Origin of the sequence: Mycobacterium sp. 852002-51613_SCH5001154 (assembly GCF_001667425.1) — a bacterium.
In the GTDB taxonomy this organism is placed as follows: Bacteria; Actinomycetota; Actinomycetes; order Mycobacteriales; family Mycobacteriaceae; genus Mycobacterium.
In genome coordinates this window covers 154,206-176,918 of sequence record NZ_LZII01000005.1, presented here as the reverse complement: position 1 = coordinate 176,918, position 22,713 = coordinate 154,206, and the positions used below count along the sequence as shown (strand labels likewise).

Genomic DNA, 22,713 nt, shown 5'->3' with positions numbered 1-22,713 from the left:
GTGTGTCGTTCCCCTCGACTTGGCACACAAACACCGACATACCGTTGTCGCGGCGGTGCCTGACGCTGGTGTCATGAACAAGAACGAGAACCTAATGGAGACGAACACGGCTGCAGCGGATGCGGCGCTCGCGGTGTGGTTGGAGATGTGGAACACCGACGGTGAGATCGCGCGTCGGATCTGTAGTGAGGATTTCCGGATTCATTTCCTGAACTCCGAGACGGATGGGTCGAACCCGGGCGACGACGTGCTGGGCGCGGAGAGTTTCGTTCGGTTCCTGGAGGTGTATCGCGAGCGGCATCCGGATGTGGTGTTCATCGAGTTCGCGCGGGCCGTGGACGGCGCGCACGGGCGGATGCTGTGGAACGTACAGGACGGGCAGGTTGCTGCGGGCGGGGTCGATGTCTTCGACTTCACCGAGGATGGGTTGATCCGCGAGGTGTGGTCGGTGGGCGGGACGCGCTCGTTCACCTGAGACCGGGGGAGACTGACATTCGTGAGGAGAGCCGAGCGGTTGTACGCGCTGGTCGATCTGCTGCGGGGATCGCGCCGACCGTTGTCGGCCGCTCGGCTCTCGGAGGAGTTCGAGGTGTCGAAACGCACGATCGAGCGGGACATCCAATCGCTTCAGCTCGCGGGGGTCCCGATCTACGCCGACCACGGGGTGTTGGGCGGGTATTCGATCCTGCGGGATCACTCCTTGCCGCCGCTGAATCTCACGGTGCCGGAGTCGCTGGCGGTGCTCGCGGGGCTTGGGCTCTTGGAGACATCGCCTTACGGTGCGGCGGCGCGTCGCGCGCGGGCGAAGGTCCTCGCGATCAGCCGCGAGGATCAGCTCGCGCCAGTCGATGAGGCGTTGGCGTCGATGTTCGTCATCGACGCCCAGCCGCCGTCCGAAGCGGCGATCTCGCTGATTCCCGAGGCGATCGCCGCGCGCCGAGTCGTGCGGTTGGACTACACCTCCGAGGACGGCGAGACCCACACCACCCGTGACGTGGAGGCGATGGGTCTGCTGCGCGGAGGTGATTCGTGGATGTTCGTGGGATGGTGTCGGCTGCGCGAAGGCATCCGCGGATTTCACCTCGACCGCATCCGGCACCTGGAAATCACCGGAGAGATGTTTCCCGAACGCGATCCTGCGGTGCTGAATGCGGATCTGTCGCGGTGGCGCACTCGGCGACTCGGAGGACGCCCCGAGCCGACAACCGCGGGTCCATCGTGAAGCGCCCAAGTTGACATAATGTCGCTTATCGGCACAACGGCGACCAGGCCATCGCATGGAGGGCACTCGACAACGCTCGGACGAGGCCACCGAGACAAGCTGCCGTGCTCGCGCCCCCGTCACCACCAGTGCGGCAATGCCCGCGAAGATCATGAACTCGGCTTGCCCGGACAAACGACGATTGAGCTCCCACGGTGGGCCACGCACCCGAATCGGGCGGCTAGCGGCCCGCGACGCCCCCCGATCCGTTCGTCCGCGTGCATGACCTCAATTCGTCACTGTGACGAATTACTCACCGCCCCAGCGGTATTGGTGATATGGATGATCAGTCACCATCGCGCCACGCAAGCTCGACTCCCGATCATCACGACGGGGCCACGCCGTAGAAATGAACGGCAACTACGCGCCTCGGTCGCCGGGCGGCCAGGCACCCCACGACAACCCTGGTGCACCTTCCGCGCCCTGGCCCCCGGTTGATGACGCGACCAATTGCCGGGCCAGACCGACGCCCCAAGCAAAGCACCATCCAGCTTTGGCCGCATGGTGGGACCCACTCCCACTTCCGCCACTTCCGCGTGCAAAGCCACAATTCGTCACTGTGACGAATTGTGTTCCACCCCAACGGTATTGGCGACACGAATGCATCATGTCGCCATCGAGCCGCGCGCCCCCGCGACCGCCGGCCGCACTACGCGTTGCTTGGCCTCCCCATTCGGGAGCAACCCGTATCCGTAGCGCGAATCTAGGGGCACGGTCAAATCGCTACGATAGAACCGTAGATACAGGAATATCACAGCTATATATCCTTATATGCGTAGTCGGGCGATCTTAGGATCAACCCCGTGATCCGCCCACCAAGAGGGTCCGCGCTCATTTCTAACCATGACGTGGCTCGGCTGCGACGGCCCGAACAGACCAACCTCCGATGACAGGGCCGATCTGGATGGCTTTCCCGCCGGAGGTCCATTCGATGTTGTTGTCCAGCGGGCCGGGTCCCGGACCGCTGCTGGTCTCGGCGAGCGCATGGCACTCACTGAGCACCGAGTACGCCGCGGTCGCCGGCGAACTCAGTTCACTCCTTGGCGAGGTTGAGGCCGGCGCGTGGGAAGGACCAAGCGCCGCGAACTATGTGGCCGCCCACGCGCCGTACCTCGGCTGGCTGATTCAGTCCAGCGCATTCAGCGCCGGGATGGGCGCGCGGCAAGAGGGCGCCGCGACGGCATACACGACGGCGTTGGCCGCGATGCCGACGCTGGGCGAGCTGGCGGCGAACCACGCCACGCACTCGGTATTGGTGGCGACGAACTTCTTTGGAATCAACGCAATTCCGATAGCGCTGAACGAGGCGGATTACTCGCGAATGTGGGTACAGGCCGCCACAACGATGAGCACCTACCAGGCCGTCTCGATCTCCGCGGTCGCCGGGGCCCCACCCAATACGGGGGCGCCGCGAATCATGGCGGCGGACATGGGCACGGGGAGCATGGATGCCGGTTCTGGAATGAGCGGCAGCTCGGGGATGGGCGGCGGAAATCCCTACATCATGGGAACCTCACTCCCCCAAAATCTCCAGGAGTGGCTGCAAGCGCTCTTTCCCTTCAACCCCTTTTCGCCGCAGGGCTGGTCGATGCACCCGAGTCTGTCGATGTTCCTCTCGCGCGTGGAGACCCTGATCCCGATGTATGCCCACGATCCCGCGCAGCTGTTCGAGACGATCGTGATGCTCGCTCTGCAATTCGTCATTCACCGAACGCTCGTATTCATCAACCTTCTCCTGTTCAATCAGGTGGGGTTGCTCAGCTTCTTCCTGAGCAATCCGGTCTACACCCTCGGACTGGTTACGCCGATGTTGGCGGTTCCCGCCGGAGCCGCAGGCGGCTTGGCGGGGCTGGCGGGACTGCCAGGAGCGGCTCCTGCCCCTGGCGCCGTTCCGATCCCATTGCCCGCGACGGCAATTCCGCTCACCCAAACGCCGCCGCTACCCGCGCTCGCCGCCGCACCGACCATCAACGCCACGCCGTTTCACGCGTCGGCGGTGTCGGCGCCTGCGCCAGTCGCTGCGGCCGCGCCGGGCGCGCCGCCCGGCCCGCCGCCAACGCCGGTGGGACCGGAAAGTGCCGTGGCCGCACAGAATTTCGTGTCCCCGTATCTGGTGGGTGGTCTCGGCGCCGGGTCGGAGTCCAAGGTTGCCGGCCAATCTCGCAAGCGGACCGCAGCTGCGGCCGCGGCCGCGGCGACCGCGGCGGGGGCGGCGGCACAAGAGCAACAAGCCAGGGGCCGTCGGCGACGGGCACCCCGCCGCACACACAGGGGTTACCGCTACGAATTCCTCGACCTGGAAGCCGAATTCAGCGCCTCAAGCGATCCGCCAGCGATGGCCTCCGGCCAGGGCGCGGGACCGCTCGGCTTCGTCAATCCCGCAGCGCCGCGCGCCGCGGGATTGACCAGGCTGGCCGGCGACGGCTTCGGCGGCGAATCAACCGTCCCGATGCTTCCCGGTGGCTGGGAGGCCGACCCGGCCTGAACGTGACCTCGTGACGCTTTGCAATCAGTCGCCGGGCGCCGACCAGTGCACCACCTTCATGGCTGTCATCTCGTCGAGCAGTTCGGGCCCGAAGCCGAAGCCCGTGCCGCTGGCACGGCGGGGCTCGGCGGTTCCGCCGGGCGCACCGCCGAAGACGGAGTTGATCTTCACCGTGCCGACAGGAAGGCTGCGCCACGCCTCCTGGGCATGCGCCATGCTCCCGGTGAGTACCGTGGCCGCCAGGCCGTAGCGATCGTCGGCGGCTTCGGTCAGCGCCGCTGCGAAGTCCGGCACCACCCGCACCGGCGCGACCGGACCGAACGTTTCCTCGCGCATGATCAGCATCTCGGGAGAGCAGTCACTCAACACCGTGGGTGGATAGAACGAGCCCGTCCCGGGCTGCGGCTCGCCGCCGACCAGGACGTGTGCCCCGGCCCGGGTCGCGTCTTCGACGTGCGCGTGCACATGTTCACGATGACGCTCGTCGACCAGCGGTCCGATGCGGTCGGCCCACGAGATCGCCTCGTCGATCAGTGCATTGAGGAAAGCGTCGGCGATCGATTGCACGACATAGACCCGCTCTACCGAGACGCAGCTCTGTCCGGCGTTGGCGAAGGCGCCCAGTGCGGTCTGGCCGGCCGCCCAGGCCGGGTCCACGTCGGCGTCGACGATCAACGCGTCGTTTCCGCCATTCTCCAGCAGTGCCTTGGCACCGCGTTCGGCACACGCGCGCGCGATCTCTCGGCCGGTTGCGCTGCTGCCCACGTGCGCGACGACGTCGACCAGCTCCGCAGCCGCCAAGCGCTCCCCGACGGTCTCGTCGCCGTCCACGATCTCGAGCACGCCATCGGGCAGGCGGGCGGCCAGCAATTCGGCGAACCGTCGGCCGGTCTGTGGGCAGCGCTCGCTGGCCTTGTGTACCACGGTGTTTCCCGTCACGAGGGCCGCGCCCAGCAGCCCGGCAGCGACGGCGACGGGATCGTTCCACCGCATGATCACCGCGACCACGCCGCGCGGTTGGGGAACCATCAGGTCGGTCGCGGACCATCCGCCCTGCAGAGCGTGGCCGCGGTGGAGCGGCCCCAATTGGGCGTACTGCAGCAGCGTGTCGATTCCGGCATCCACGCCGCTGCGCGCGTCGCCGCGCAACTTGCCGGTTTCCCGCTCGTTCAATTCGGCGAGTTCGTCCGCGGCAGTGCGGACGTCGCCCGCGGCCGCCGCTATCGCGGCCGCCCTTTCGCCCGGCGGGGTGCGCGCCCACCCGTTGGCCGCAGCCGCGGCGCGTGCGACGGCGTCGTCGCAGTCGGCCGGCTCGGTGATCGGCACCTGCGTGACGGTGTCGCCGGTCCGGGGATCCAGAACACTGATGATTTTGGTAAGGGTCGAGGCCACGCCAGCGAATACCCTGTCCCCGGCCCGACCAATCGGGAGCCCCCGAGCGTCGCCAGCTGACAGAACTGAAGATGCCCCGTGGACACAACGGCGTTCCTGTATGTTCGGCGTGTCGGCGGCGTGAGAGAGCAGAGGCATCGATGGCAAGCGGACCCGCCGACAATGACTTCGCTTCACGACACGTGGTGAATCCCGGCCTGCGCAAGGTGGCCCGATTTCTGCCTCGCGGATACGCCCTGCACCGCGGTCTCAAGGTCCAGCGGACGATCATGAACCTCTTCAGCAGCACGGGGCGGCTGCGGGACGTACCGGTCGCCACGGTCGACGAGCACGTCACCGTTCGCCTGCATCGTCCGACCAACTTTCCCCACCGCGGACCGGCACTGCTTTGGGTGCACGGCGGCGGCACCATCATGGGTCACGCCGCCCAGGACGACAAATACCTTCGCAAGCTGTCCCACCGCACGGGTGTCGCGATCGCGGCCGTGGAACACCGCTTGGCGCCCGAGCACCCTTATCCGACCCCGATTGAAGACTGTTACGCGGCACTGCTGTGGCTCGCGCGCCAACCGTGGGTGGACCCGGAGCGAATCGCCGTCGGCGGGGCCAGCGCCGGTGGACACTTCGCAGCGGCGCTGGCGCAGTGGGCTCACGACCGCACCGACGTCAAACTGGCTTTTCAGATGTTGGTGTATCCGATGCTGGACGATCGGACCGGCACCGAACGGGACGGCCAGCGGCGCATTATGTGGACGGCGAGCGACAACCAGTTGGCGTGGCGCTGGTACCTCAACGGTGCCGACCCCAAAGAAGCGGCCCCCGCCCGTCGGGACGATTTGTCCGGCCTGCCGCCGGCCTGGATCGGGGTCGGGACGTTGGACCTCTTCTATGAGGAGTGCCTGCAATACGCCCGGCGCCTGCGCGAGGCGGGTGTTCCCGTGCACGAGGAGATCGCCCTTGGAGCCTTTCACGCATTCGACCAGATCGCGGACAAGGCGCCGGTGTCGGTGAACTTCTTCGCCAGTCAATGCGATCACCTTCGGGACGCCCTCGTCACGCCCCGCGCCTAGAGGCGGCTGGCGACAACTCCCCTGCATCGATCGATCCCCTTGTGCGGCAGCGTGTTTTAGCAGACTGATGACGGGCACACGATTGGCTGGCCCGTTAGGCGAGCCCAAGCCGGGAACGACGCCGGCCACTCGCCGGAGGTCCGCGCGACCCGAATCCGCCGCCTTTTGACTGCAAATTGTGCAGAACGTGCAACTATAGGTGCTATGTCCAACCCGGTGGGTCTGCGGGAGCGTCGTCGGCGCCAGACGAGCGCTGACATTCGCGACGCCGCGGTGCGCCTCGCACTGGAACGCGGATTCGACAAGGTGACCATCGATGAGATCTGCGCCGATGCGGGGGTGTCGACGCGCACCTTCTTCAACTACTTCCCGAACAAAGAGTCCGCGATCGCGTACGGCCCTTCGGACATACCTCCGGAGCTGGTAGCCGATTTCGTCGCGGCCGGGCCCGCCCCCTATTCGGTGGTGTTGGAAGAGTTGATCACGCTGGCGGCGCACCATCTCCGCGACGTGCCCCCGAAACGCGAACAAGCGGCCGGCATGCTGGAACTCGCCAAAACTTCCCCGGCGGTACTGGCGGCATTCCTCGCCGACTTGGAGCGGTTCCAGAATCACCTGACCGATGTTGTAGCGCGCCGCCAAGGCATGCGAGCCGACGACGAGATAGTCGCGTTGATCGCCGCGCTGGCGTTGACGGCCGTGCGTTCGGGAATCGAGCGCTGGTCAAGCGGGGAAGCCGGCGCCGCGGACGACACGCCGATGCCCTATGTCGAGCGGGCCGCTGCGCTGGTCAACAGCATCTTTACAAAGTGATTTGAAACACCGCGCGCAATTATTGCATGGCGTGCAAGGTATGCACATTATGTACTATGCTCATCAGGCGGTATCCGAAGACGCTTCATGAAGTAGGTGTCGGTACCGGGGGCGGCCGCTGGTGCGCTTGGGCTACCGTCCCAACTTCGGGCGATCGAGCGCGCACGCATCATAGTGATCAGCGAGAACCATTGCGGTGCAACGTAAGTCGTGGCGCTTCCCCGCCCATGCGTTGGTGTACAGGTCACACTGACGCTGACCGAGGACGGCGGCCTGATGGGGAAGGAACCACCTGAGGTGAAGGTTGTGCGCAACGCGTGGTTGCCGATGCTGATCGTCGCGGTCCTGGTGGTCGGCGGCTTCGCCGTGGCCCGGGTCAAGTCATTCTTCGGAGCCCACGACACGGGCGTCATGACGAGCCCGCGGCTGGATGACTCCAAGCCGTTCAAGCCAAAGGTCGTCAAGTACGAGGTCTTCGGCTCGGCCCGCACCGCCAACGTGAATTACTTGGACCTGTCCTCTGACCCGAAGCGGGTCGACAATGCGACCTTGCCCTGGACGCTAGTGCTCAGCACGACCGCCCCCTCCGTCTTCCCGAACCTCTCGGCGCAAAGCGACGGTGATTCCCTCGGTTGTCGCATCACCATCGACGACGAAGTCAAGGCCGAGAACCTGACCGACCGCGTGCACGCCCTGACCTTCTGCTTGGTGAAATCCGCATGAGCGCACACGTCGACGACGCCCGCACCGACACCATCCCCGTCGCCCAAGAACCGGTGCGGGACAAGATTCCGCGGATCATCCGAACCTTCGCCGTGCCCATCATCCTCGGCTGGATCGCGCTCATCGCGGTGCTCAACGTCGTCGTCCCCCAGTTGGACGAGGTCGGGAAGATGCGCTCGGTGGAGATGACTCCCGACGATGCGCAGTCGGTCGTCGCGACCAAGCGGATGGGCGCGATCTTCAACGAGTACAAGTCCAACAGCTCGGTCATGATCGTGCTCGAGGGCCAAAATCCCCTCGGCGCCGACGCCCACGCCTACTACGACCAGATGGTCAAGAAGCTCGACGCCGACACCAAACACGTTGAGCACGTTCAGGATATGTGGAGCGATCCACTGACCGGGGCGGGCGCGCAGAGCAACGACGGCAAGGCCGCCTACGTCCAGGTGTATCTGGCCGGTAACCAGGGCGAAGCCCTGGCCAACGAATCCGTCGAGTCGGTGCAAAACATCGTCAAGAGCTTGACCCCGCCAAAAGGGGTAAAGGCCTACGTCACCGGGCCCGCCGCTCTATCGGCGGATCAGCACACCGCCGGCGACCGCAGCCTGCAGCTCATCACCGCGGCCACCTTCACGGTCATCATCGGGATGCTGCTGTTGGTCTATCGCTCGGTCGTCACCGTGCTACTCACGTTGTTGATGGTGGTCTTCGAACTCTCGGCCGCCCGTGGGATGGTCGCTTTCCTGGGCTATTACAAGATCATTGGGCTTTCGACGTTCGCCACCAACCTGTTGGTCACGTTGGCGATCGCGGCCGCCACCGACTATGCGATCTTCTTGATCGGCCGATATCAGGAAGCCCGCGCCGTGGGTGAATCACGCGAAGACGCGTATTACACCATGTACAAGGGCACCGCACATGTGGTGCTCGGGTCAGGCCTGACCATCGCCGGCGCCACCTTCTGCCTGCACTTCACCAACCTGCCCTACTTCCAGACGCTGGGCATCCCGTTGGCCATCGGCATGGTGGTGGTCGTGGCGGCCGCGTTGACGCTCGGTCCCGCGGTGATTTCGGTGGCGACGCGTTTCCGCAAGACGCTCGAACCCAAGCGCACCCAACGGATTCGCGGGTGGCGCAAGGTCGGCGCGCTCGTGGTCCGCTGGCCCGCCCCGATCCTGGTTTTGACGATCGGGATCGCCCTCGTCGGATTGCTGACCCTGCCCGGCTACCGCACCAATTACAACGACCGCAACTATCTGCCCGCCGACCTCCCCGCCAACGAGGGTTACGCGGCCGCGGACCGGCACTTCTCCCAGGCGCGGATGAATCCCGAAGTGCTGATGATCGAAGCCGACCATGACCTGCGCAACTCCGCGGACTTCCTGGTCATCGACAAGATTGCCAAGACGGTCTTCCGGGTGCCGGGAATCGGTCGCGTGCAAGCAATCACCCGGCCCCAGGGCACGCCGATCGAGCACACCTCGATCCCGTTCCAGATCAGCATGCAAGGCGTCACCCAGCAGATGAACCAGAAGTATCAGGAAGACCAGATGGCCGACATGCTGCATCAGGCCGACATGATGCAGACGACCATCGACAGCATGGAAAAGATGTCGAGCATCACTGCGCAGATGGCCAACGACATGCACCAGATGGTCAAGAAGATGCACGACATGACCATCGACATCAACGAATTACGCCAGCACATGGCCGATTTCGAGGACTTCTTCCGCCCCATCCGCAGCTACCTCTACTGGGAACGGCACTGCTACGACATCCCGGTGTGCTGGTCGTTGCGGTCCGTCTTCGACGGCCTCGACGGCATCGACATCATGACCGACGACATCGAGAGCCTGCTGCCGATCATGGATCATCTCGACACACTGATGCCCCAGATGGTGGCGCTGATGCCGTCGATGATCGAGAACATGAAGGCCATGAAAACGACGATGCTGACCATGTATGCGACGCAGAAGGGTCTGCAGGATCAGCAGAACGAGGCGCAGAAGAACTCCAATGCAATGGGCAAGGCGTTCGATGCGTCGAAGAACGACGACTCGTTCTACTTGCCGCCGGAGACCTTCAACAACGCCGAGTTCAAGAAGGGGATGAAGAACTTCATCTCCCCCGACGGCCATGCCGTGCGTTTCATCATCAGCCATGACGGCGATCCGATGTCGGCCGAAGGCATTTCGCACATCGGCGCCATCAAGAAGGCCGCCTACGAATCGCTCAAGGGCACGCCGCTGGAGGGTTCCAAAATCTATCTGGCGGGCACCGCGTCGATCTACAAAGACCTCAGCGACGGCAACACCTATGACCTGTTGATCGCCGGGATCTCTTCGCTGTGCTTGATTTTCATCATCATGCTGCTCATCACGCGGGGCGTGGTGGCATCAGCGGTCATCGTGGGAACCGTCTTGCTCTCGCTGGGCGCGTCGTTCGGCCTGTCGGTGTTGATCTGGCAGCATCTCATCGGCATCGAGCTGCACTGGATGGTGCTCGCGATGTCGGTCATCATCCTGCTCGCCGTGGGCGCCGACTACAACCTGCTTCTGGTAGCGCGGTTCAAGGAGGAGATCCACGCCGGCCTGAACACCGGGATCATCCGGTCGATGGGGGGCACCGGCTCGGTCGTCACGTCGGCGGGCCTGGTGTTCGCCTTCACGATGATGACAATGGCGGTCAGCGAGCTGACGGTCATCGGCCAGGTCGGTACCACCATCGGATTGGGTCTGCTGTTCGACACCCTGATCGTCCGGTCGTTGATGACGCCATCGATCGCCGCGCTGCTGGGCAAGTGGTTCTGGTGGCCCCAACGTGTGCGGCAACGCCCGGTTCCGTCGCCCTGGCCCAAGCCGAGTGACGAGAAGGCGCCCGAGGAGACCGAATCACTCGCTCCGGCTAGGTAACCCAGTCCGGCTGCCCGGCGGTGTCGACCGCGGAGAAGTCCTTGTGGCCCAGGCCGGCGGTGGTGCCGCCGTCGACGACGAACTCCGAGCCGGTCGAATAGCTCGACTCGTCGCTGGCCAGGTAGACGACGAGGTTGGAGACTTCCTTGGGCTCGGCGATGCGTCCCAGCGCGGTCTGGAAGATGTCCTCGGGAACCCACTCTGTCATCGGGGTTTTGATGAGCCCAGGGTGGATCGAGTTCACCCGGATCCCGCTGGGCCCGAGCTCTAGTGCCGCCGACTTGGTCAGGCCCCGGACGGCGAATTTGGTGGCGGTGTACCCGTGGCAGGCGATGGTGCCGGCGATTCCCTCGATGGAGGAGATGTTGATGATCGATCCCCTCCCGGCTTCCTTCATCGGCTTCACCACGGCGCGGATACCCAGGAACACGCCCGTCAGGTTGATGTCGAGGATCCGCTGCCATTCCGAGAGCGCGTAGTCCTCGAAGGTGCCGATGTTGATGATGCCGGCGTTGTTCACGAGGATGTCGATGCCGCCGAATTCACTGAGGACGGTGGCCACCGCGGCGTCCCAATCCTCGGGCTTCGTCACGTCCAGGTGCAGGTAGCGGGCGGCGTCTCCGACCTCGGCAGCGACGGCCTTGCCCTCGTCATCGAGGATGTCCCCGAACACCACCTTGGCCCCCTCGGCCACCAGCGTCCGCACGTGCGAGGCGCCCATCCCCCGCGCGCCCCCGCTGATAAGCGCGACCTTCCCGGCCAACCGTTCTGCCACCGCAATTCTCCTGTCGTGTGAGTCTTTAGCACCATACAGATGTGGGCAGATGTATGACCAGGGTTGAGTCAGCCGACGATGTCGAAGATCGCAGCGGCGGAGGTGACGGCCTTGTCCGCGTTGCCCTCGTCGTGCAGCAGCATGCGCACGCCGACGCGTCCCGGCCCACCCGGGTGCGCGGTGCCCTCGACGCGGAACGGACCCACCTTGCCGCGCGACATGAACATGACGTGCCAGCTGACCACTTGGAGCTTCCGGGTCCCGGCGACGTCGGCGGCCAGATCGATCGCCGCTGTTTCGAGCACGACGTGTTGCGGTCCGATGTGCAGCGCGGCGTCCGGAGAAGCGAGTTCGGTACTGAGCTCGGGCAGCACCCAGTGGCCGTCGCCACGCCTGCTGGCGCCGAAGGCCTGCCACAGCGGCGGCAGGTCCGGCGAGTCCTCGACCACCAGCTCCGTGCCCGAAACATCCATCCGGTCCAGACCTTCCGGCGGGATGCCGATGATCGCCCCCTGCCCCTCGTTGAAGGCGATCACCCGATCCGGGTTGTCGGCGTCGACGATCTTGCACCGCCCGTAGCCCATGGTGCGGCCCTGGTGCACGACGCCGGAGTCGACGATCTCGACCCGGCTGACGTCATAGCCCGGGTCGACGATCTGCACCGACGCGATGACCGGATTGGGCACCGCGACCATGTCGGTCTGGCAGCCCTCCGGGGAGGAAATGGCCAATGGCGCCACCATGATGCCCCCGGCCTCGTTGCGCATGTCGCGGCGGATGGTGACGGTGTCGTCGATCTCCCCGAGGTCCATCGAGGAGTGTTTGCGGCCGATGTAGCGGTAACTGAGCAGACCGGTCCAGCGCCGGTACAGTTCGTCCCGGTAGGCCTCGGAGTCTCCCGCTAGCTCTCGGATGTCGCGAAGTCGGTCGCTCAATTCCCCGCTCCCTCAGGCTTTTCCGTGTCGCACCTGGTTGAACGGCACGCCGCGGTCGGCGGCGTACTCGCGGGGGAAGCTCAGCACCCGCTCGCCGATCACGTTGCGCGCCATCTCCGTGGTCCCGCCGCCGATGCTGGCGATCTGACGGCCCAGGTAGCGGGTGCCGATGTCGAGCAACCCCGCCTCGTCGTCGACCACGGCCGCCGGCCCGGCGACGGCCAACGCGGTGTCGTTTTCGACGTCGTGCACCTCGGCCATGGACAACCGGATGATCGATCCCGCGGCGGGCGGCAGGGATCCCTTGGCCACCGCGTGGAAGACGTGCTCGCTGAGTTGTCCGTGCACGGCCCGATGGACCAGGGCCCTACCCACCAGCTCGCGGACTCGTTCGCCGCCGGCCCGGTTCGTCTTTTCGACCAGGGACAGCAGGTCAACCGAAATGTCTTGAGCCTCAGCGATTCCCGGTCCGCTGGTGTACTCCGACCCGTCACCCATGGTTCGACGCTCGTGGTAGAGCTGGCGCGACGCGACGTCCCATCCCTTCCCCGGCTCCCCCACCACGGCGTCGTCACCGAGGTCGACGTCGTCGAAGAACTCCTCGCAGAATTCGACCGAGCCGTTCACCTGCTTGATGCGGTTGATAGTGACACCGGGATGCCGGAGCGGTACCAGGAACATCGTCAGTCCTTCGTGCTTCGGCACGCTCCAGTCGGTCCGGGCCAGGCACAAACCGTAGTCGGCGGCGAACGCCCACGTGCTCCACGTCTTGGCGCCGTTGAGGATCCACCGCCCGCCCCGGCGTTCGGCGCGGGTGAGGACGCCCGCAAGGTCCGATCCCCCGCTGGGTTCCGACAGCAGCTGCACCAGCACTTCGTCGCCGCGCAGCGCGGCCGCGATGTGTGTGCGCTTCTGCTCCTCGCTGCCCATGTCGAGGATCGTCGCGCAGCAGATGGCGAAGGACGGAACGTTGAGCATGAGCGGCGTCTCGTAGGCCAGGGCCTCCGCGTCGAACGCCTTCTTGTACTCGTAGCCCAGGCCGAGGCCGCCGTACTCGCGCGGGAAGCAGATGCCGGCGAATCCGCCGTCGTACAGCTTCTTCTGCAGTTCGCGGGCGCGCTGCCAAGAGGACAGCTCGTCGCGCTGCAGGACCATCGCGTCGCCGGAATCCAGCCGCGGGAGGGTGTCGGCCAGCCACACCCTGGCCCGGCTCCGGAAGTCTTCGACCGACTCGGGCGTCACCGGATGGCCTCCCATTCGAGCGTCGACTTTGTGCTGGGCGACTGTACAGCACCGCTCCCGCGGCTGTACAGGTTGGCGCCCTACGCCCGGTTCAGCTCCACCGCGGAGCGGATCAGCGCCTTCAATGCCTCTTCGTCGACCTTGTCGCCCTCGTGGAAGTCGATCGCGCGCCTGGTGTTGCCATCGAGACTGGAGTTGAACAGACCCGACGGATCCTTCAGCGAGGCGCCCTTGGCGAAGGTCATCTTCACGACGTTCTTGTAGGTCTCGCCCGTACAGATCATTCCGTCGTGATACCAGACCGGAACACCGCGCCACTTCCAGTCCTCGACCACATTCGGGTCGGCGTCCTTGATGAGTTCCCTGATGCGGGCCAGCATCTCGCCGCGCCAATCCCCTAACTCCTTGATCCTGGCGTCGATCAGCTCAGCGGGAGATTTGTCCTGGGAGTTGCCCATCCTGGCTCACCTTTCCGATGTTGTCTCTCGACCGCCCCGTGTCCGACGCCGGGGTCGAAGACCCGTAGTCTGCAGTACTCAGCATGACCGATACACATCCCTTCGACGACGCCATCCGGCTGGAGACCGTCGACGCCCACACCAGGCGCGGCCGGACCCATCCGGAATGGGCCAACATGGTGGGACCCTTCGGTGGAATCACGGCCGCGGTCATGCTGCGCGCCGTCGAATCGCACCCCGACCGGATCGGCGAGCCGCTGGCGTTGACGGTCAACTACGCCGCGCCCATCGCCGACGGCGACTTCGACATCTCGCTGCGGGCGGCACGCACCAACCGCACCAACCAGCACTGGATCGTCGAACTCAGTCAGGACGGAGACGTCAAGACCACGGCGACGGCGCTGTTCGCCGTCCGCCGCGACGGTTGGGCCGATACCGAAAGCCGCCCACCAAACGCGCCGACCCCCGAGCAGCTGCCCGCTACCGATCCGGGCCTCGTTCGCTGGACCAGCCTCTACGACATGCGCTTCGCCGAAGGCCCCATGCCGGGCAAAGACGGGCAGCCGAGCCCCTCGTCGACGACCACCTTGTGGGTGCGCGACGCCGCGCGACGCCCGGTCGACTACACCGTGCTGGCCGCGCTGTCGGACACCTTCTACCCGCGGGTGTTCCTGCGACGCGGCGGCTTCGTCCCCTCGGGAACCATCTCGTTGACGGCGTACTTCCTCGCCGATCAGGACGAACTCGACCGGGTGGGCAACGACTTCGTCCTGTGCACCGCGCACGCCAATCGCTTCACCCGCGGCTACTTCGACCAGAGCGCACAGGTGTGGACGCGAGATGGCGCCCTGCTGGTCACCACCCATCAGGTCGTCTACTTCAAAGGCTGAGAGGTTTACACTTCGCCAGTGAAACGTCACGCCGGGACGCTGAGGGACAGGATCAAGCCGCAATGACAGAGCGCGCGGAGGGCGTGGTGGCCGACGCCGACACCGCCATGCTGCTGGCCGTCGAATCCATCAAGCAGCTCAAGGCCCGCTATTGCCGGAACCTCGACAGCAAGGACTGGGCGGCTTGGCGCACCGTCTTCACCGATGACTTCGTCAGTGACACGGCGGAGGCCGGCGGCAAGGTGATCGAGGGCGCGGACGATTTCGTGGCGTTCACGCGCAAGGCGCTTGGGCGGCCGACCCAGGCTACCGCGCACCAGGTGCATGCTCCCGAAATCGCGCTCACCTCGGCGACGACCGCGCGCGGGGTGTGGGCCCTGCAAGACGTCGTCCGGTTCGGACCCGGGGTCACATTGGTGGGCTACGGGCATTACCACGAGACCTACGAAAAGATCGGCGGACAATGGTTCATCAAGAGCTCCAAGCTAACTCGGCTGCGAGAGGATATCGTCACTCCCGTGTTTTCTCTTTATGTCTCCGACCGAATCCGCCGGGCGGTCGGCCGGGTCGCCAACCGACTGATCGGACAGTGATAAGGCCATGACTGCCTCCACCGTTCTGGTCACCGGAGCCTTCGGACAGGTCGGCAAGCGTTGCACGCAGATCCTGCTCGACCGGGGACGCACCGTCGTCGCGATGGACCTGCGCAACGACAACACCGTCGCCGTCGAAAAAGAACTGGTCGTCGGCCGCCACCCCGGGACGCTGATTCCGGCCTATACCGACCTTCTGGACGCCGAGGCGGTGCGTGATCTCGTCGCGAGCCATCGGCCCGAAGCCGTCGTTCACCTCGCCGCGATCGTGTCCCCGCTCTCCTATCGCAGACCGGCGCTGGCCCGCAAGGTGAACGTGGGCGGTACCGAGAACCTGTTGGCGGCGTGCTCCGCACTCCCCCGCCCGCCCCTGTTCCTGATGGCGTCCAGCGCCGCGGTGTATGGATCGCGCAACCCCTACCGCCAGCCGGAGCGGATCACCCCGGACACCCCGGTGAACCCGATCGATCAATACGGTCAGGACAAAGTGCTCGCCGAGGCGGCAATCCGCGCCAGCGGCCTGCCGTACGCGCTCTTCCGGTTGGGCGGGGTCATCTCGCCGGACACGCACACGACGGTCAACGGCGACTCCCTGCTCCTGATGCGGTCGATGCCGGGCGACAACCGCATGCACGCAGTGGACGCCCGCGACGTCGCGCTTGCTTTCGCCAACGGTGTCGATCGGGAAGCCACCATCGCGGGCAAGGTGATACTGATCGGCGGCAACGAGTCGTACGTGCTCACGCAACGCGAGCTCGAGGACGGCCTGATGGAAGCCGTCGGGCTGGGTGGCCTCGGCCCGTCGGCCAGCCTGCCCGGCGATCCCGCCGACGACCGCGGCTGGAGCTTCACCGGCTGGTACGACACCACCGAAGCGCAGGCGCTGCTCGACTTTCAGGAACACGACTGGTCCGAGACCCTGGGGTGGATCGCCGGGACGCAGGGCCGCACCCGAACCATGGTGCGACTGCTGAGCCCGATCTTGCGCCCGGTCTTGCGTACAGTCCTGATGGTGCAGCGCCGGCTCGAGGGACGCGGCCCCTACGCCGACCCGTGGGCGCTGATCGAAAAGCATTACGGCGCTGCGGCTCTGGCCAGCGCGGACTAGCTATTCCGTTACGATCGAAAGCCCTTGCGCCGCAGCATGACTTCCACCTCGGCGCCCATCAGCGGTCGATCCATCCCATCTGCGCTTCGGCGTGATGACCACCCCGGGGTGGGGTGAGTCGGTCGAGCCGGGACAGCTGGTCGGGCGTCAGTTCGACGGCGTCGGCACCGACGTTTTCCTCGAGTCGCGTGACGCGCTTCGTTCCCGGAATCGGCACGATGTCGGAGCCTTTCGCCAACAACCAGGCCAGCGCGACCTGAGCGGGAGTGGCACCGACGTCGGCGCTGATGCTCCGCAGTTCATCCGCGCTTCTCAAGTTGTGCTGGAAGTTCTCGTCGAAGAAGCGCGGGTTGGTCTTGCGGTAGTCGCTGTCGGGCAACCCCTCGGTGGAGCGAATGGCACCGGTGAGGAAGCCGCGGCCCAACGGTGAGTAGGCGACGAACCCGATCCCCAGTTCGCGCAGCAGCGGCAATATCGCCTCTTCTTGGTCGCGCGTCCAAAGCGAATATTCGGATTGCACGGCGGTGATGGGATGCACGGCGTGGGCGCGCCGGATCGTGTTCACACCCACCTCCGAGAGGCCCACGTGCCGGACCTTCCCCGCAGCGACAAGCTCCGCCAGGGCACCGACCGTGTCTTCGATCGGGGTCTCGCGGTCGAGGCGGTGCTGATAGTAGAGGTCGATGTGATCGGTGCCCAGCCTTCGCAGCGAACCGTCCACCGCGATGCGGATGTTGGCCGGGCTACTGTCCGGGCCGCTGCGTTCCGTGTGGGAAATGAGGCCGAACTTGGTGGCCAGCACCACCTGATCACGCCGGCCCTGCAGGGCACGCGCGAGCAGTTCTTCGTTGACGTAGGGGCCGTACACCTCGGCGGTGTCGATCAGCGTGACGCCCAGGTCGATGGCGCGATGAACGGTGCGGATCGACTCGGCGTCGTCGCTGCCGGCGCCCGCGTAGGCCACGGACATGCCCATCGCGCCCAGGCCCAGGCGGCCGACCTCCAGGTTGGCGAGCCGAGCTTGCTTCATGGAGTCATTGTGCGCGCAGCGACTTCACGCCACGGGGCGGGTACCGTTGCGCGAGTGCACCGCATCGATCTTGCCGCGATCCGATGGACGACGTAGAAACCGCGAAACCGGCCCGCAATCTGGCGGTGGACTTCTACCGCGCGTCGGGTGTGGTTCTCATCGTGCTGGGCCACTGGCTTGCCGGTTCGGTGACCTACCACGACGGGCAATTCGGTCGCGAGAACCCGCTGCTCGACATGCCGTGGACGCAGTGGCTGACTTGGATCTTCCAGGCGGTCCCGGTGTTCTTCTTCGTCGCCGGTTACGCAGGCGCGGTGTCATGGTCGCACCGCCGCGAGGCCGACAGCTTCTCGCGCCAGGACTGGATTCGGCATCGACTGGCGCGGGTGTTGGGACCCACGACCGTGTATGTCGCGCTGGTTTCGCTGGTCGTGGTGGCTCTGCAGGTTCGGCGTGTGGCGGGCACGGTGATGGAATACGCGGGTTGGGCCGTCGCCATGCACTTGTGGTTTCTCGCCGTTTACGTCCTGGTGGTGTCACTGACACCGATTGCCGTTGCCGCACATAGGCGTTGGGGGCTCAAGGCACCGGCGGCGCTGGCCGCGGGCGTCGTGCTGGTCGATGCCGTCTCACTGGCGGGCCACGTCCCCTATGTCGGCTCGCTGAACTACCTGCTGTGCTGGGGCCTGCTCTACCAGCTTGGGATCGCTTGGCACGGTGGGCTGTTGGCCGGCCGCAGACCGGTACTGCTAGCCGTCGGTTCGGCCGTCGTTCTGGCGCTGCTGATCCGGGTGGGACCGTATCCGGTCAGCATGATCGGCGTTCCGGGCGAGGCAATCGAGAACACGTCACCCCCGACGGTGGCGATGATGGCGTTCGCCTGCACGCAAGCGGGGCTGGCCATGGCGCTCGCGGCAATTATCGACCGGGTCCTGCATCACCGCCCGGTTCGGCGCGTGCTGTCCACCGCCAATGCGAACGTGATGGCCCTCTACCTGTGGCACATGATTCCGGTCGTCGTCGTCGCGATCGTCGCTTATCCGGCCGGCTTGATCCCGCAACCGCATGAGGGTTCGGTGGCGTGGTGGCTGGTCCGGCTGGAGTGGATCACGATCCTGAGCGTCGTGACAGCGATCGAGCTGCTGTTGCTTTGGTGGCAGCGGCGGTTCTTCGCGGTTCCGCTGCCCACTTTCGGTCTCCCGCTCGGCGATCGTTGGGCCGAGGCGATCATGCTGACCGGCGCCCTCCTGGCCGCCGTTGGATTGCACCTGTTGGCGCAGGGCGGCTTCGCACCGGACGGGCATTTCTCGTGGCCGACCGCTGCCATCTTCGCCGCCGGGGTGGTGCTGGTGGCGGTGCGCCCCAGAACCCCGTCCCGCGTTTCCGGCCGGAGCTCGCAGGGACGCCCGAGCGCTTAGCGGTGGGCCGGCAGCACGATCTCTTCGGGTAATCGACTTACGACCTCTGGACAGGGGCCGTAGTGCCCTGGTCGGGGTGGTTATTCGGGGAGAAACGTTTCCCGCAAGGCTCGGATTACGTGAGCAGTTGAGCCTAGGCTAGTAGGAGACACCCTCGCTAAGGGAGTACACAAATGTCACACGCCACGCTCCACACCAGCCAGGTCCCTCAGCAGCGCGCACAGGATGCCGAGCTATTGAGGGATTCCGGAGTGCACAAGCTGGTCGTCGCGGACCGCGACGGCAATTGCTTGGCATTCCTATTGGCCTGGGACAGCTTCGACTACGACGCTGAGACGGACACCTACGTATGTGTCGTCGACAGCGACGGCAGAGAGCTGATGACTGTGTACACCGCGGGTGAGATCAAACCGACAGCCAAGGCCAACACGTATGTCGTAACCGCGCCGGAGAGATTTGGTGGTCCCAGGGCGCTGTAGACGCCGGCGAGGGAACGGCCTGCTCGTAGCAAAGCTATGACACGCCGTCCTTCATAGCGTGTTGAAGGATTCATCGAGCTGACCGCCCGGGGCGCCATTCGTCATGGCGGGTTCGGGCTCTGCCCAAGAATGTCCGGGGCCGGTGGCGGAGCCTCAGGGGATCTTGACATCGCGGCGCTTATGATAGACCGTTCGTACGGTTAGTTTGAGCCGAAGGATGGACGATGCCTCGACCTGGTAGGCGTGGCGAGATCTTCGACGCGTTTGTCCGCTATGTCGCCGAACGCGGCTACGACAGAACGAATATGGGCGACATCGCCGACGAGCTTGGCATGTCGAAGGGCACCATCGTTCATCACTTCGGAACCAAAGCGCAGATGTTGCGGGAGCTCGAAGAAACCCACCTCGCCCGCCAACTCGATGCGCTACAGATGGCCTGGGCCCGACTTGCCGCACCGCACGAACGCGTCGCCGCAATCATTTACACCTCCGCACTGCTCCAAGTCGTCGCCCGCGACGCGACGGTGGCAAGCCAGCGTGAGGTGGTTCAGCTGTCCGATGACCCGGCGATGCAGCAGGTCCGCAAGTTGCGCCATCAGCTGCAATCCCTTGCGATTGACGAAATCCGCAGCGGCATAGACAGCGGCGTGTTCCGAAGTGTCGACGTCGAACTCGCGGCACTGCAGCTGTGGGGATCGCTGCAGTGGATGTGGGTGTGGTTCGATCCCGCCGCTTCCCGGACACCCGAACAAGTCGGGGCGGCATTCGTCGATGTGTTCCTCGGCGGACTATTACTCGACCGCCTGGGACTCAGCAAGTGGGCGAACCCGTCCGCGGACATCGTCTCGGTGGTGCGCGAATGCCTAGCCGCCGTCACGGGTCCGGCAGCCTGACGCGTAGCGCCGGATAGCCCTGCGCCGGGCGGACATTGGTGCAGCACTTGCCATTTTGATGCGCCCGGCCATCTGGGCGCCGGCGATGCCGAGACGCACAAACGCCATCACTGTACGAGCGGTCGGTTTCCTACGCCCGGGGCTTTTCTTGCCCGCGGCGGCAGGAACGCGCGGCGGCCAGGCGAAAACGGTCAAAACCCCTGGTAATGACCAAGATAATTTGAGTGGTCTGCGATCCCGTGACAATTGCCCTCCCCGTGCAGCTCACCCAGGCGCCTCAGGTTATTGACTGACCGTACGGTCTAATGCCATAGTGATGCGTGGCGCAAACTAGGGCGGCATGGAGCCGAAGGGTGGGGTGTGAGAGTGCCGATTCCTCGTCTATCCCGTTTCATTCGAAACGCCGCGCACTCAAAGGCCTTTCGCTGAACAGCCGCTCTACGAACCGGCGTGCTGATCGCGATCACGGACAGCGCCGCGGTCCTCGGCTAACGACTGGGCGCCGGCCAGTCGAAGAAGCATCGGAGGTGTCGCGGCTCGTCGCATGGCCACGTCAGGGGCGGCGCGGATGACCACCTCGCACTCGGTTGCCAGCAAAGTAGGCAGCAGGATTCGCCCGGGCACCGAAGTGGCGGGCGGGTTCTTCCGCATGTGCGTGTTGACCGGAAAAGCCCTGCGGCAGCCGTTCGAGTGGCGCGAGTTCATCTGGAATGGCTGGTTTCTCATGCGGGTATCCCTGCTGCCCACCATCGCGGTGTCCATCCCGGAAACCGTGCTCCTCATCTTCACACTCAACCTCCTGCTGGCCGAGATCGGCGCCGCCGACGTCTCCGGTGCCGGTGCCGCGATCGGCGCGGTCACCCAGCTCGGCCCGATCGTGACGGTGCTGGTCGTCGCCGGCGCGGGCGGCACCGCCATCTGCGCCGACCTCGGCGCGCGCACCATCCGCGAGGAGATCGATGCGCTCGAGGTGCTCGGCATCGACCCGATCCACCGGCTGGTGGTCCCCCGGGTCGTCGCTTCCACAATCGTCGCGGTGCTGCTCAACGGCCTCGTGGTCGCCGTTGGTCTGGGGGGCGGCTATCTCTTCAGCGTCTACCTGCAGAACGTCTCGAGCGGTGCCTACCTCTCCACGTTGACGGCGCTTACCGGTCTGCCCGAGGTGGTGATCGCGTTTGTCAAGGCGGCGACGTTCGGGCTGATCGCCGGCCTGGTCGGCTGTTATCGGGGGCTGATCGTGCGCGGTGGGTCCAAAGGTTTGGGGACTGCCGTCAACGAGACGGTGGTGCTGTGCTTCATCGCGCTTTTCGCGGTCAACGCAGCGCTGACCACCATCGGCGTCCGGTTCGGGACAGGCCGCTGAGATGTCCACAATTGCAGCTCTACGCGTCCGCTTCCCGCGCACATCGGCGTTGGTCATTCGGTACGGGGACGTCCCGTCTCGGCCACTGGTCGAGATCGGGCAGATGGTCTGGTTCGCACTGACCGCCGTCGGGCAGATCCCCTTCGCGATGCACCGCTACCGCAGAGAGTTGCTGCGAATGGTTGCCCAGATGGGGATGGGCACCGGCGCGATGGCCGTGGTCGGTGGCACCGCGGCCATCGTCGGCTTCATCACCCTGTCCGCGGGCTCGCTGGTCGCCATCCAGGGCTACGCGACGCTGGGCAACATCGGTGTCGAGGCGTTCACCGGATTCTTGGCCGCGCTGGTCAATGTGCGGTTTGTCGCACCGGTAGCCGCCGGTCAGGCACTGGCCGCCACCGTCGGCGCCGGCGCCACCGCCGAACTGGGCGCTATGCGCATCAGTGAGGAGATCGACGCGCTCGAAGTGATGAGCATCCGGTCGGTCGCCTACCTGGCCTCCACCCGGGTGGTGGCCGGCCTGATCGTCATCATCCCGCTCTACGGGTTGGCGATGACCATGGCTTTCCTGTCCCAGCAGGTCACCACGGTTCTGCTCTACGGGCAGTCGATCGGCACGTACAACCACTACTTCCACACATTCCTGCGCCTCAACGACGTTGGCTGGTCGTTTGCGGAGGTGATCCTGGTTGCGGTGGTCGTGATGACGACCCACTGCTACTACGGCTACACCGCCACTGGCGGGCCGGTCGGCGTCGGTGAAGCGGTCGGTCGGTCGATGCGGCTGTCGTTGATCACGATCGTTGTGGTCGTCGTGCTCACCGCGATGGCGGTCTACGGCAAAACCCCGAACTTCAACCTCACCGTGTAGCC

21 protein-coding genes are annotated in these 22,713 nt (G+C 65.4%); 15 read left to right on the top strand and 6 right to left on the bottom strand.

Going from position 1 to position 22,713, the window contains the following annotated elements; translation table 11 throughout:
- Positions 1–73: 73 nt before the first annotated feature.
- From A5750_RS01240 to A5750_RS01230, 3 genes are all read left to right on the top strand, one after another.
- Positions 74–475, top strand: coding sequence for a nuclear transport factor 2 family protein (locus A5750_RS01240; RefSeq protein WP_066948702.1), 402 nt, complete (start codon positions 74–76; stop codon positions 473–475).
- 21 nt (positions 476–496) lie between these two features.
- The gene (locus A5750_RS01235; protein WP_066948706.1) at positions 497–1,222 is read left to right on the top strand and encodes a YafY family protein; all 726 of its coding nucleotides are present in this window, start codon (positions 497–499) and stop codon (positions 1,220–1,222) included.
- 925 nt (positions 1,223–2,147) lie between these two features.
- Positions 2,148–3,746, top strand: coding sequence for a PPE family protein (locus A5750_RS01230; RefSeq protein ID WP_067260757.1), 1,599 nt, complete (start codon positions 2,148–2,150; stop codon positions 3,744–3,746).
- Between the two features lie 24 nt (positions 3,747–3,770).
- Here the strand turns inward: A5750_RS01230 and A5750_RS01225 are convergent, their stop codons facing one another.
- Complete coding sequence (locus tag A5750_RS01225; protein ID WP_369829476.1) at positions 3,771–5,138, bottom strand: aldehyde dehydrogenase; 1,368 nt, start codon at positions 5,136–5,138, stop codon at positions 3,771–3,773.
- 140 nt (positions 5,139–5,278) lie between these two features.
- Here A5750_RS01225 and A5750_RS01220 point away from each other — a divergent pair, with 140 nt between their 5' ends.
- The 4 genes from A5750_RS01220 (at position 5,279) to A5750_RS01205 (ending at position 10,656) form a co-directional block, all read left to right on the top strand.
- Positions 5,279–6,208 (top strand): alpha/beta hydrolase, encoded by a 930-nt coding sequence (locus tag A5750_RS01220; RefSeq protein WP_066948713.1) that lies wholly within the window; start codon positions 5,279–5,281, stop codon positions 6,206–6,208.
- A gap of 204 nt (positions 6,209–6,412) precedes the next feature.
- Entirely contained in the window at positions 6,413–7,021 is a 609-nt protein-coding gene (locus tag A5750_RS01215; protein WP_066948717.1) for a TetR/AcrR family transcriptional regulator, read from the top strand.
- A 276-nt stretch (positions 7,022–7,297) separates the two neighbouring features.
- The gene (locus A5750_RS01210) at positions 7,298–7,744 is read left to right on the top strand and encodes an MmpS family transport accessory protein (protein ID WP_197505326.1); all 447 of its coding nucleotides are present in this window, start codon (positions 7,298–7,300) and stop codon (positions 7,742–7,744) included.
- Positions 7,741–10,656: an RND family transporter gene (locus tag A5750_RS01205; RefSeq protein WP_066948721.1), complete on the top strand. Its 2,916-nt coding sequence runs from the start codon at positions 7,741–7,743 to the stop codon at positions 10,654–10,656. Before A5750_RS01210 ends, A5750_RS01205 begins: the two co-directional genes overlap by 4 nt.
- Here the strand turns inward: A5750_RS01205 and A5750_RS01200 are convergent.
- From A5750_RS01200 to A5750_RS01185, 4 genes are all read right to left on the bottom strand, one after another.
- Entirely contained in the window at positions 10,649–11,431 is a 783-nt protein-coding gene (locus tag A5750_RS01200) for an SDR family oxidoreductase (protein ID WP_066948725.1), read from the bottom strand. The two genes, A5750_RS01205 and A5750_RS01200, sit on opposite strands and share 8 nt — an antisense overlap.
- A 68-nt stretch (positions 11,432–11,499) precedes the next feature.
- Entirely contained in the window at positions 11,500–12,366 is an 867-nt protein-coding gene (locus tag A5750_RS01195) for a hypothetical protein (protein WP_067260753.1), read from the bottom strand.
- 12 nt (positions 12,367–12,378) lie between these two features.
- Positions 12,379–13,608 (bottom strand): acyl-CoA dehydrogenase family protein, encoded by a 1,230-nt coding sequence (locus A5750_RS01190; protein ID WP_066949124.1) that lies wholly within the window; start codon positions 13,606–13,608, stop codon positions 12,379–12,381.
- 80 nt (positions 13,609–13,688) lie between these two features.
- The gene (locus tag A5750_RS01185) at positions 13,689–14,066 is read right to left on the bottom strand and encodes a DUF1801 domain-containing protein (protein WP_066948732.1); all 378 of its coding nucleotides are present in this window, start codon (positions 14,064–14,066) and stop codon (positions 13,689–13,691) included.
- 83 nt (positions 14,067–14,149) lie between these two features.
- Between A5750_RS01185 and A5750_RS01180 the strand changes: the two genes are divergently transcribed.
- From A5750_RS01180 to A5750_RS01170, 3 genes are all read left to right on the top strand, one after another.
- Positions 14,150–14,956 (top strand): acyl-CoA thioesterase II, encoded by an 807-nt coding sequence (locus A5750_RS01180; RefSeq protein WP_067260748.1) that lies wholly within the window; start codon positions 14,150–14,152, stop codon positions 14,954–14,956.
- A 62-nt stretch (positions 14,957–15,018) separates the two neighbouring features.
- A complete protein-coding gene (locus A5750_RS01175) occupies positions 15,019–15,549 on the top strand; it encodes a nuclear transport factor 2 family protein (RefSeq protein ID WP_067260745.1) in 531 nt (176 codons plus the stop codon).
- Positions 15,550–15,556: 7 nt separating this feature from the next.
- Entirely contained in the window at positions 15,557–16,657 is a 1,101-nt protein-coding gene (locus A5750_RS01170; RefSeq protein ID WP_066948743.1) for an NAD(P)-dependent oxidoreductase, read from the top strand.
- Positions 16,658–16,715: 58 nt separating this feature from the next.
- On the opposite strand, the gene A5750_RS01165 is transcribed toward A5750_RS01170, so the two are convergent.
- On the bottom strand, positions 16,716–17,687 hold the full coding sequence (locus A5750_RS01165; RefSeq protein ID WP_067260740.1) for an aldo/keto reductase: 972 nt from the start codon (positions 17,685–17,687) through the stop codon (positions 16,716–16,718).
- Positions 17,688–17,770: 83 nt separating this feature from the next.
- On the opposite strand from A5750_RS01165, the gene A5750_RS01160 reads away from it, so the two are divergent.
- From A5750_RS01160 to A5750_RS01140, 5 genes are all read left to right on the top strand, one after another.
- Entirely contained in the window at positions 17,771–19,105 is a 1,335-nt protein-coding gene (locus A5750_RS01160) for an acyltransferase (RefSeq protein WP_066948750.1), read from the top strand.
- Between the two features lie 173 nt (positions 19,106–19,278).
- The gene (locus A5750_RS01155) at positions 19,279–19,584 is read left to right on the top strand and encodes a hypothetical protein (RefSeq protein ID WP_066948754.1); all 306 of its coding nucleotides are present in this window, start codon (positions 19,279–19,281) and stop codon (positions 19,582–19,584) included.
- A 224-nt stretch (positions 19,585–19,808) separates the two neighbouring features.
- On the top strand, positions 19,809–20,477 hold the full coding sequence (locus A5750_RS01150) for a TetR/AcrR family transcriptional regulator (RefSeq protein ID WP_066948758.1): 669 nt from the start codon (positions 19,809–19,811) through the stop codon (positions 20,475–20,477).
- Between the two features lie 649 nt (positions 20,478–21,126).
- Positions 21,127–21,840 carry an MlaE family ABC transporter permease gene (locus A5750_RS01145; RefSeq protein WP_369806105.1) on the top strand — a complete coding sequence of 238 codons (714 nt, stop codon included), beginning with the start codon at positions 21,127–21,129 and terminating at the stop codon, positions 21,838–21,840.
- Between the two features lies 1 nt (position 21,841).
- Positions 21,842–22,711: an ABC transporter permease gene (locus tag A5750_RS01140; RefSeq protein ID WP_066948763.1), complete on the top strand. Its 870-nt coding sequence runs from the start codon at positions 21,842–21,844 to the stop codon at positions 22,709–22,711.
- Positions 22,712–22,713: the final 2 nt, after the last annotated feature.

What these genes read in the sequence shown, in the direction of transcription:
- A5750_RS01240 (WP_066948702.1), top strand. Translation starts at nt 74, where the DNA reads ATGAACAAGAACGAGAACCTAATGGAGACGAACACGGCTGCAGCGGAT.
- A5750_RS01230 (WP_067260757.1), top strand. Translation starts at nt 2,148, where the DNA reads ATGACAGGGCCGATCTGGATGGCTTTCCCGCCGGAGGTCCATTCGATG.
- A5750_RS01220 (WP_066948713.1), top strand. Translation starts at nt 5,279, where the DNA reads ATGGCAAGCGGACCCGCCGACAATGACTTCGCTTCACGACACGTGGTG.
- A5750_RS01215 (WP_066948717.1), top strand. Translation starts at nt 6,413, where the DNA reads ATGTCCAACCCGGTGGGTCTGCGGGAGCGTCGTCGGCGCCAGACGAGC.
- A5750_RS01210 (WP_197505326.1), top strand. Translation starts at nt 7,298, where the DNA reads ATGGGGAAGGAACCACCTGAGGTGAAGGTTGTGCGCAACGCGTGGTTG.
- A5750_RS01205 (WP_066948721.1), top strand. Translation starts at nt 7,741, where the DNA reads ATGAGCGCACACGTCGACGACGCCCGCACCGACACCATCCCCGTCGCC.
- A5750_RS01185 (WP_066948732.1), bottom strand. Translation starts at nt 14,066, where the DNA reads ATGGGCAACTCCCAGGACAAATCTCCCGCTGAGCTGATCGACGCCAGG.
- A5750_RS01180 (WP_067260748.1), top strand. Translation starts at nt 14,150, where the DNA reads ATGACCGATACACATCCCTTCGACGACGCCATCCGGCTGGAGACCGTC.
- A5750_RS01175 (WP_067260745.1), top strand. Translation starts at nt 15,019, where the DNA reads ATGACAGAGCGCGCGGAGGGCGTGGTGGCCGACGCCGACACCGCCATG.
- A5750_RS01170 (WP_066948743.1), top strand. Translation starts at nt 15,557, where the DNA reads ATGACTGCCTCCACCGTTCTGGTCACCGGAGCCTTCGGACAGGTCGGC.
- A5750_RS01165 (WP_067260740.1), bottom strand. Translation starts at nt 17,687, where the DNA reads ATGAAGCAAGCTCGGCTCGCCAACCTGGAGGTCGGCCGCCTGGGCCTG.
- A5750_RS01160 (WP_066948750.1), top strand. Translation starts at nt 17,771, where the DNA reads ATGGACGACGTAGAAACCGCGAAACCGGCCCGCAATCTGGCGGTGGAC.
- A5750_RS01155 (WP_066948754.1), top strand. Translation starts at nt 19,279, where the DNA reads ATGTCACACGCCACGCTCCACACCAGCCAGGTCCCTCAGCAGCGCGCA.
- A5750_RS01150 (WP_066948758.1), top strand. Translation starts at nt 19,809, where the DNA reads ATGCCTCGACCTGGTAGGCGTGGCGAGATCTTCGACGCGTTTGTCCGC.
- A5750_RS01145 (WP_369806105.1), top strand. Translation starts at nt 21,127, where the DNA reads ATGTGCGTGTTGACCGGAAAAGCCCTGCGGCAGCCGTTCGAGTGGCGC.
- A5750_RS01140 (WP_066948763.1), top strand. Translation starts at nt 21,842, where the DNA reads ATGTCCACAATTGCAGCTCTACGCGTCCGCTTCCCGCGCACATCGGCG.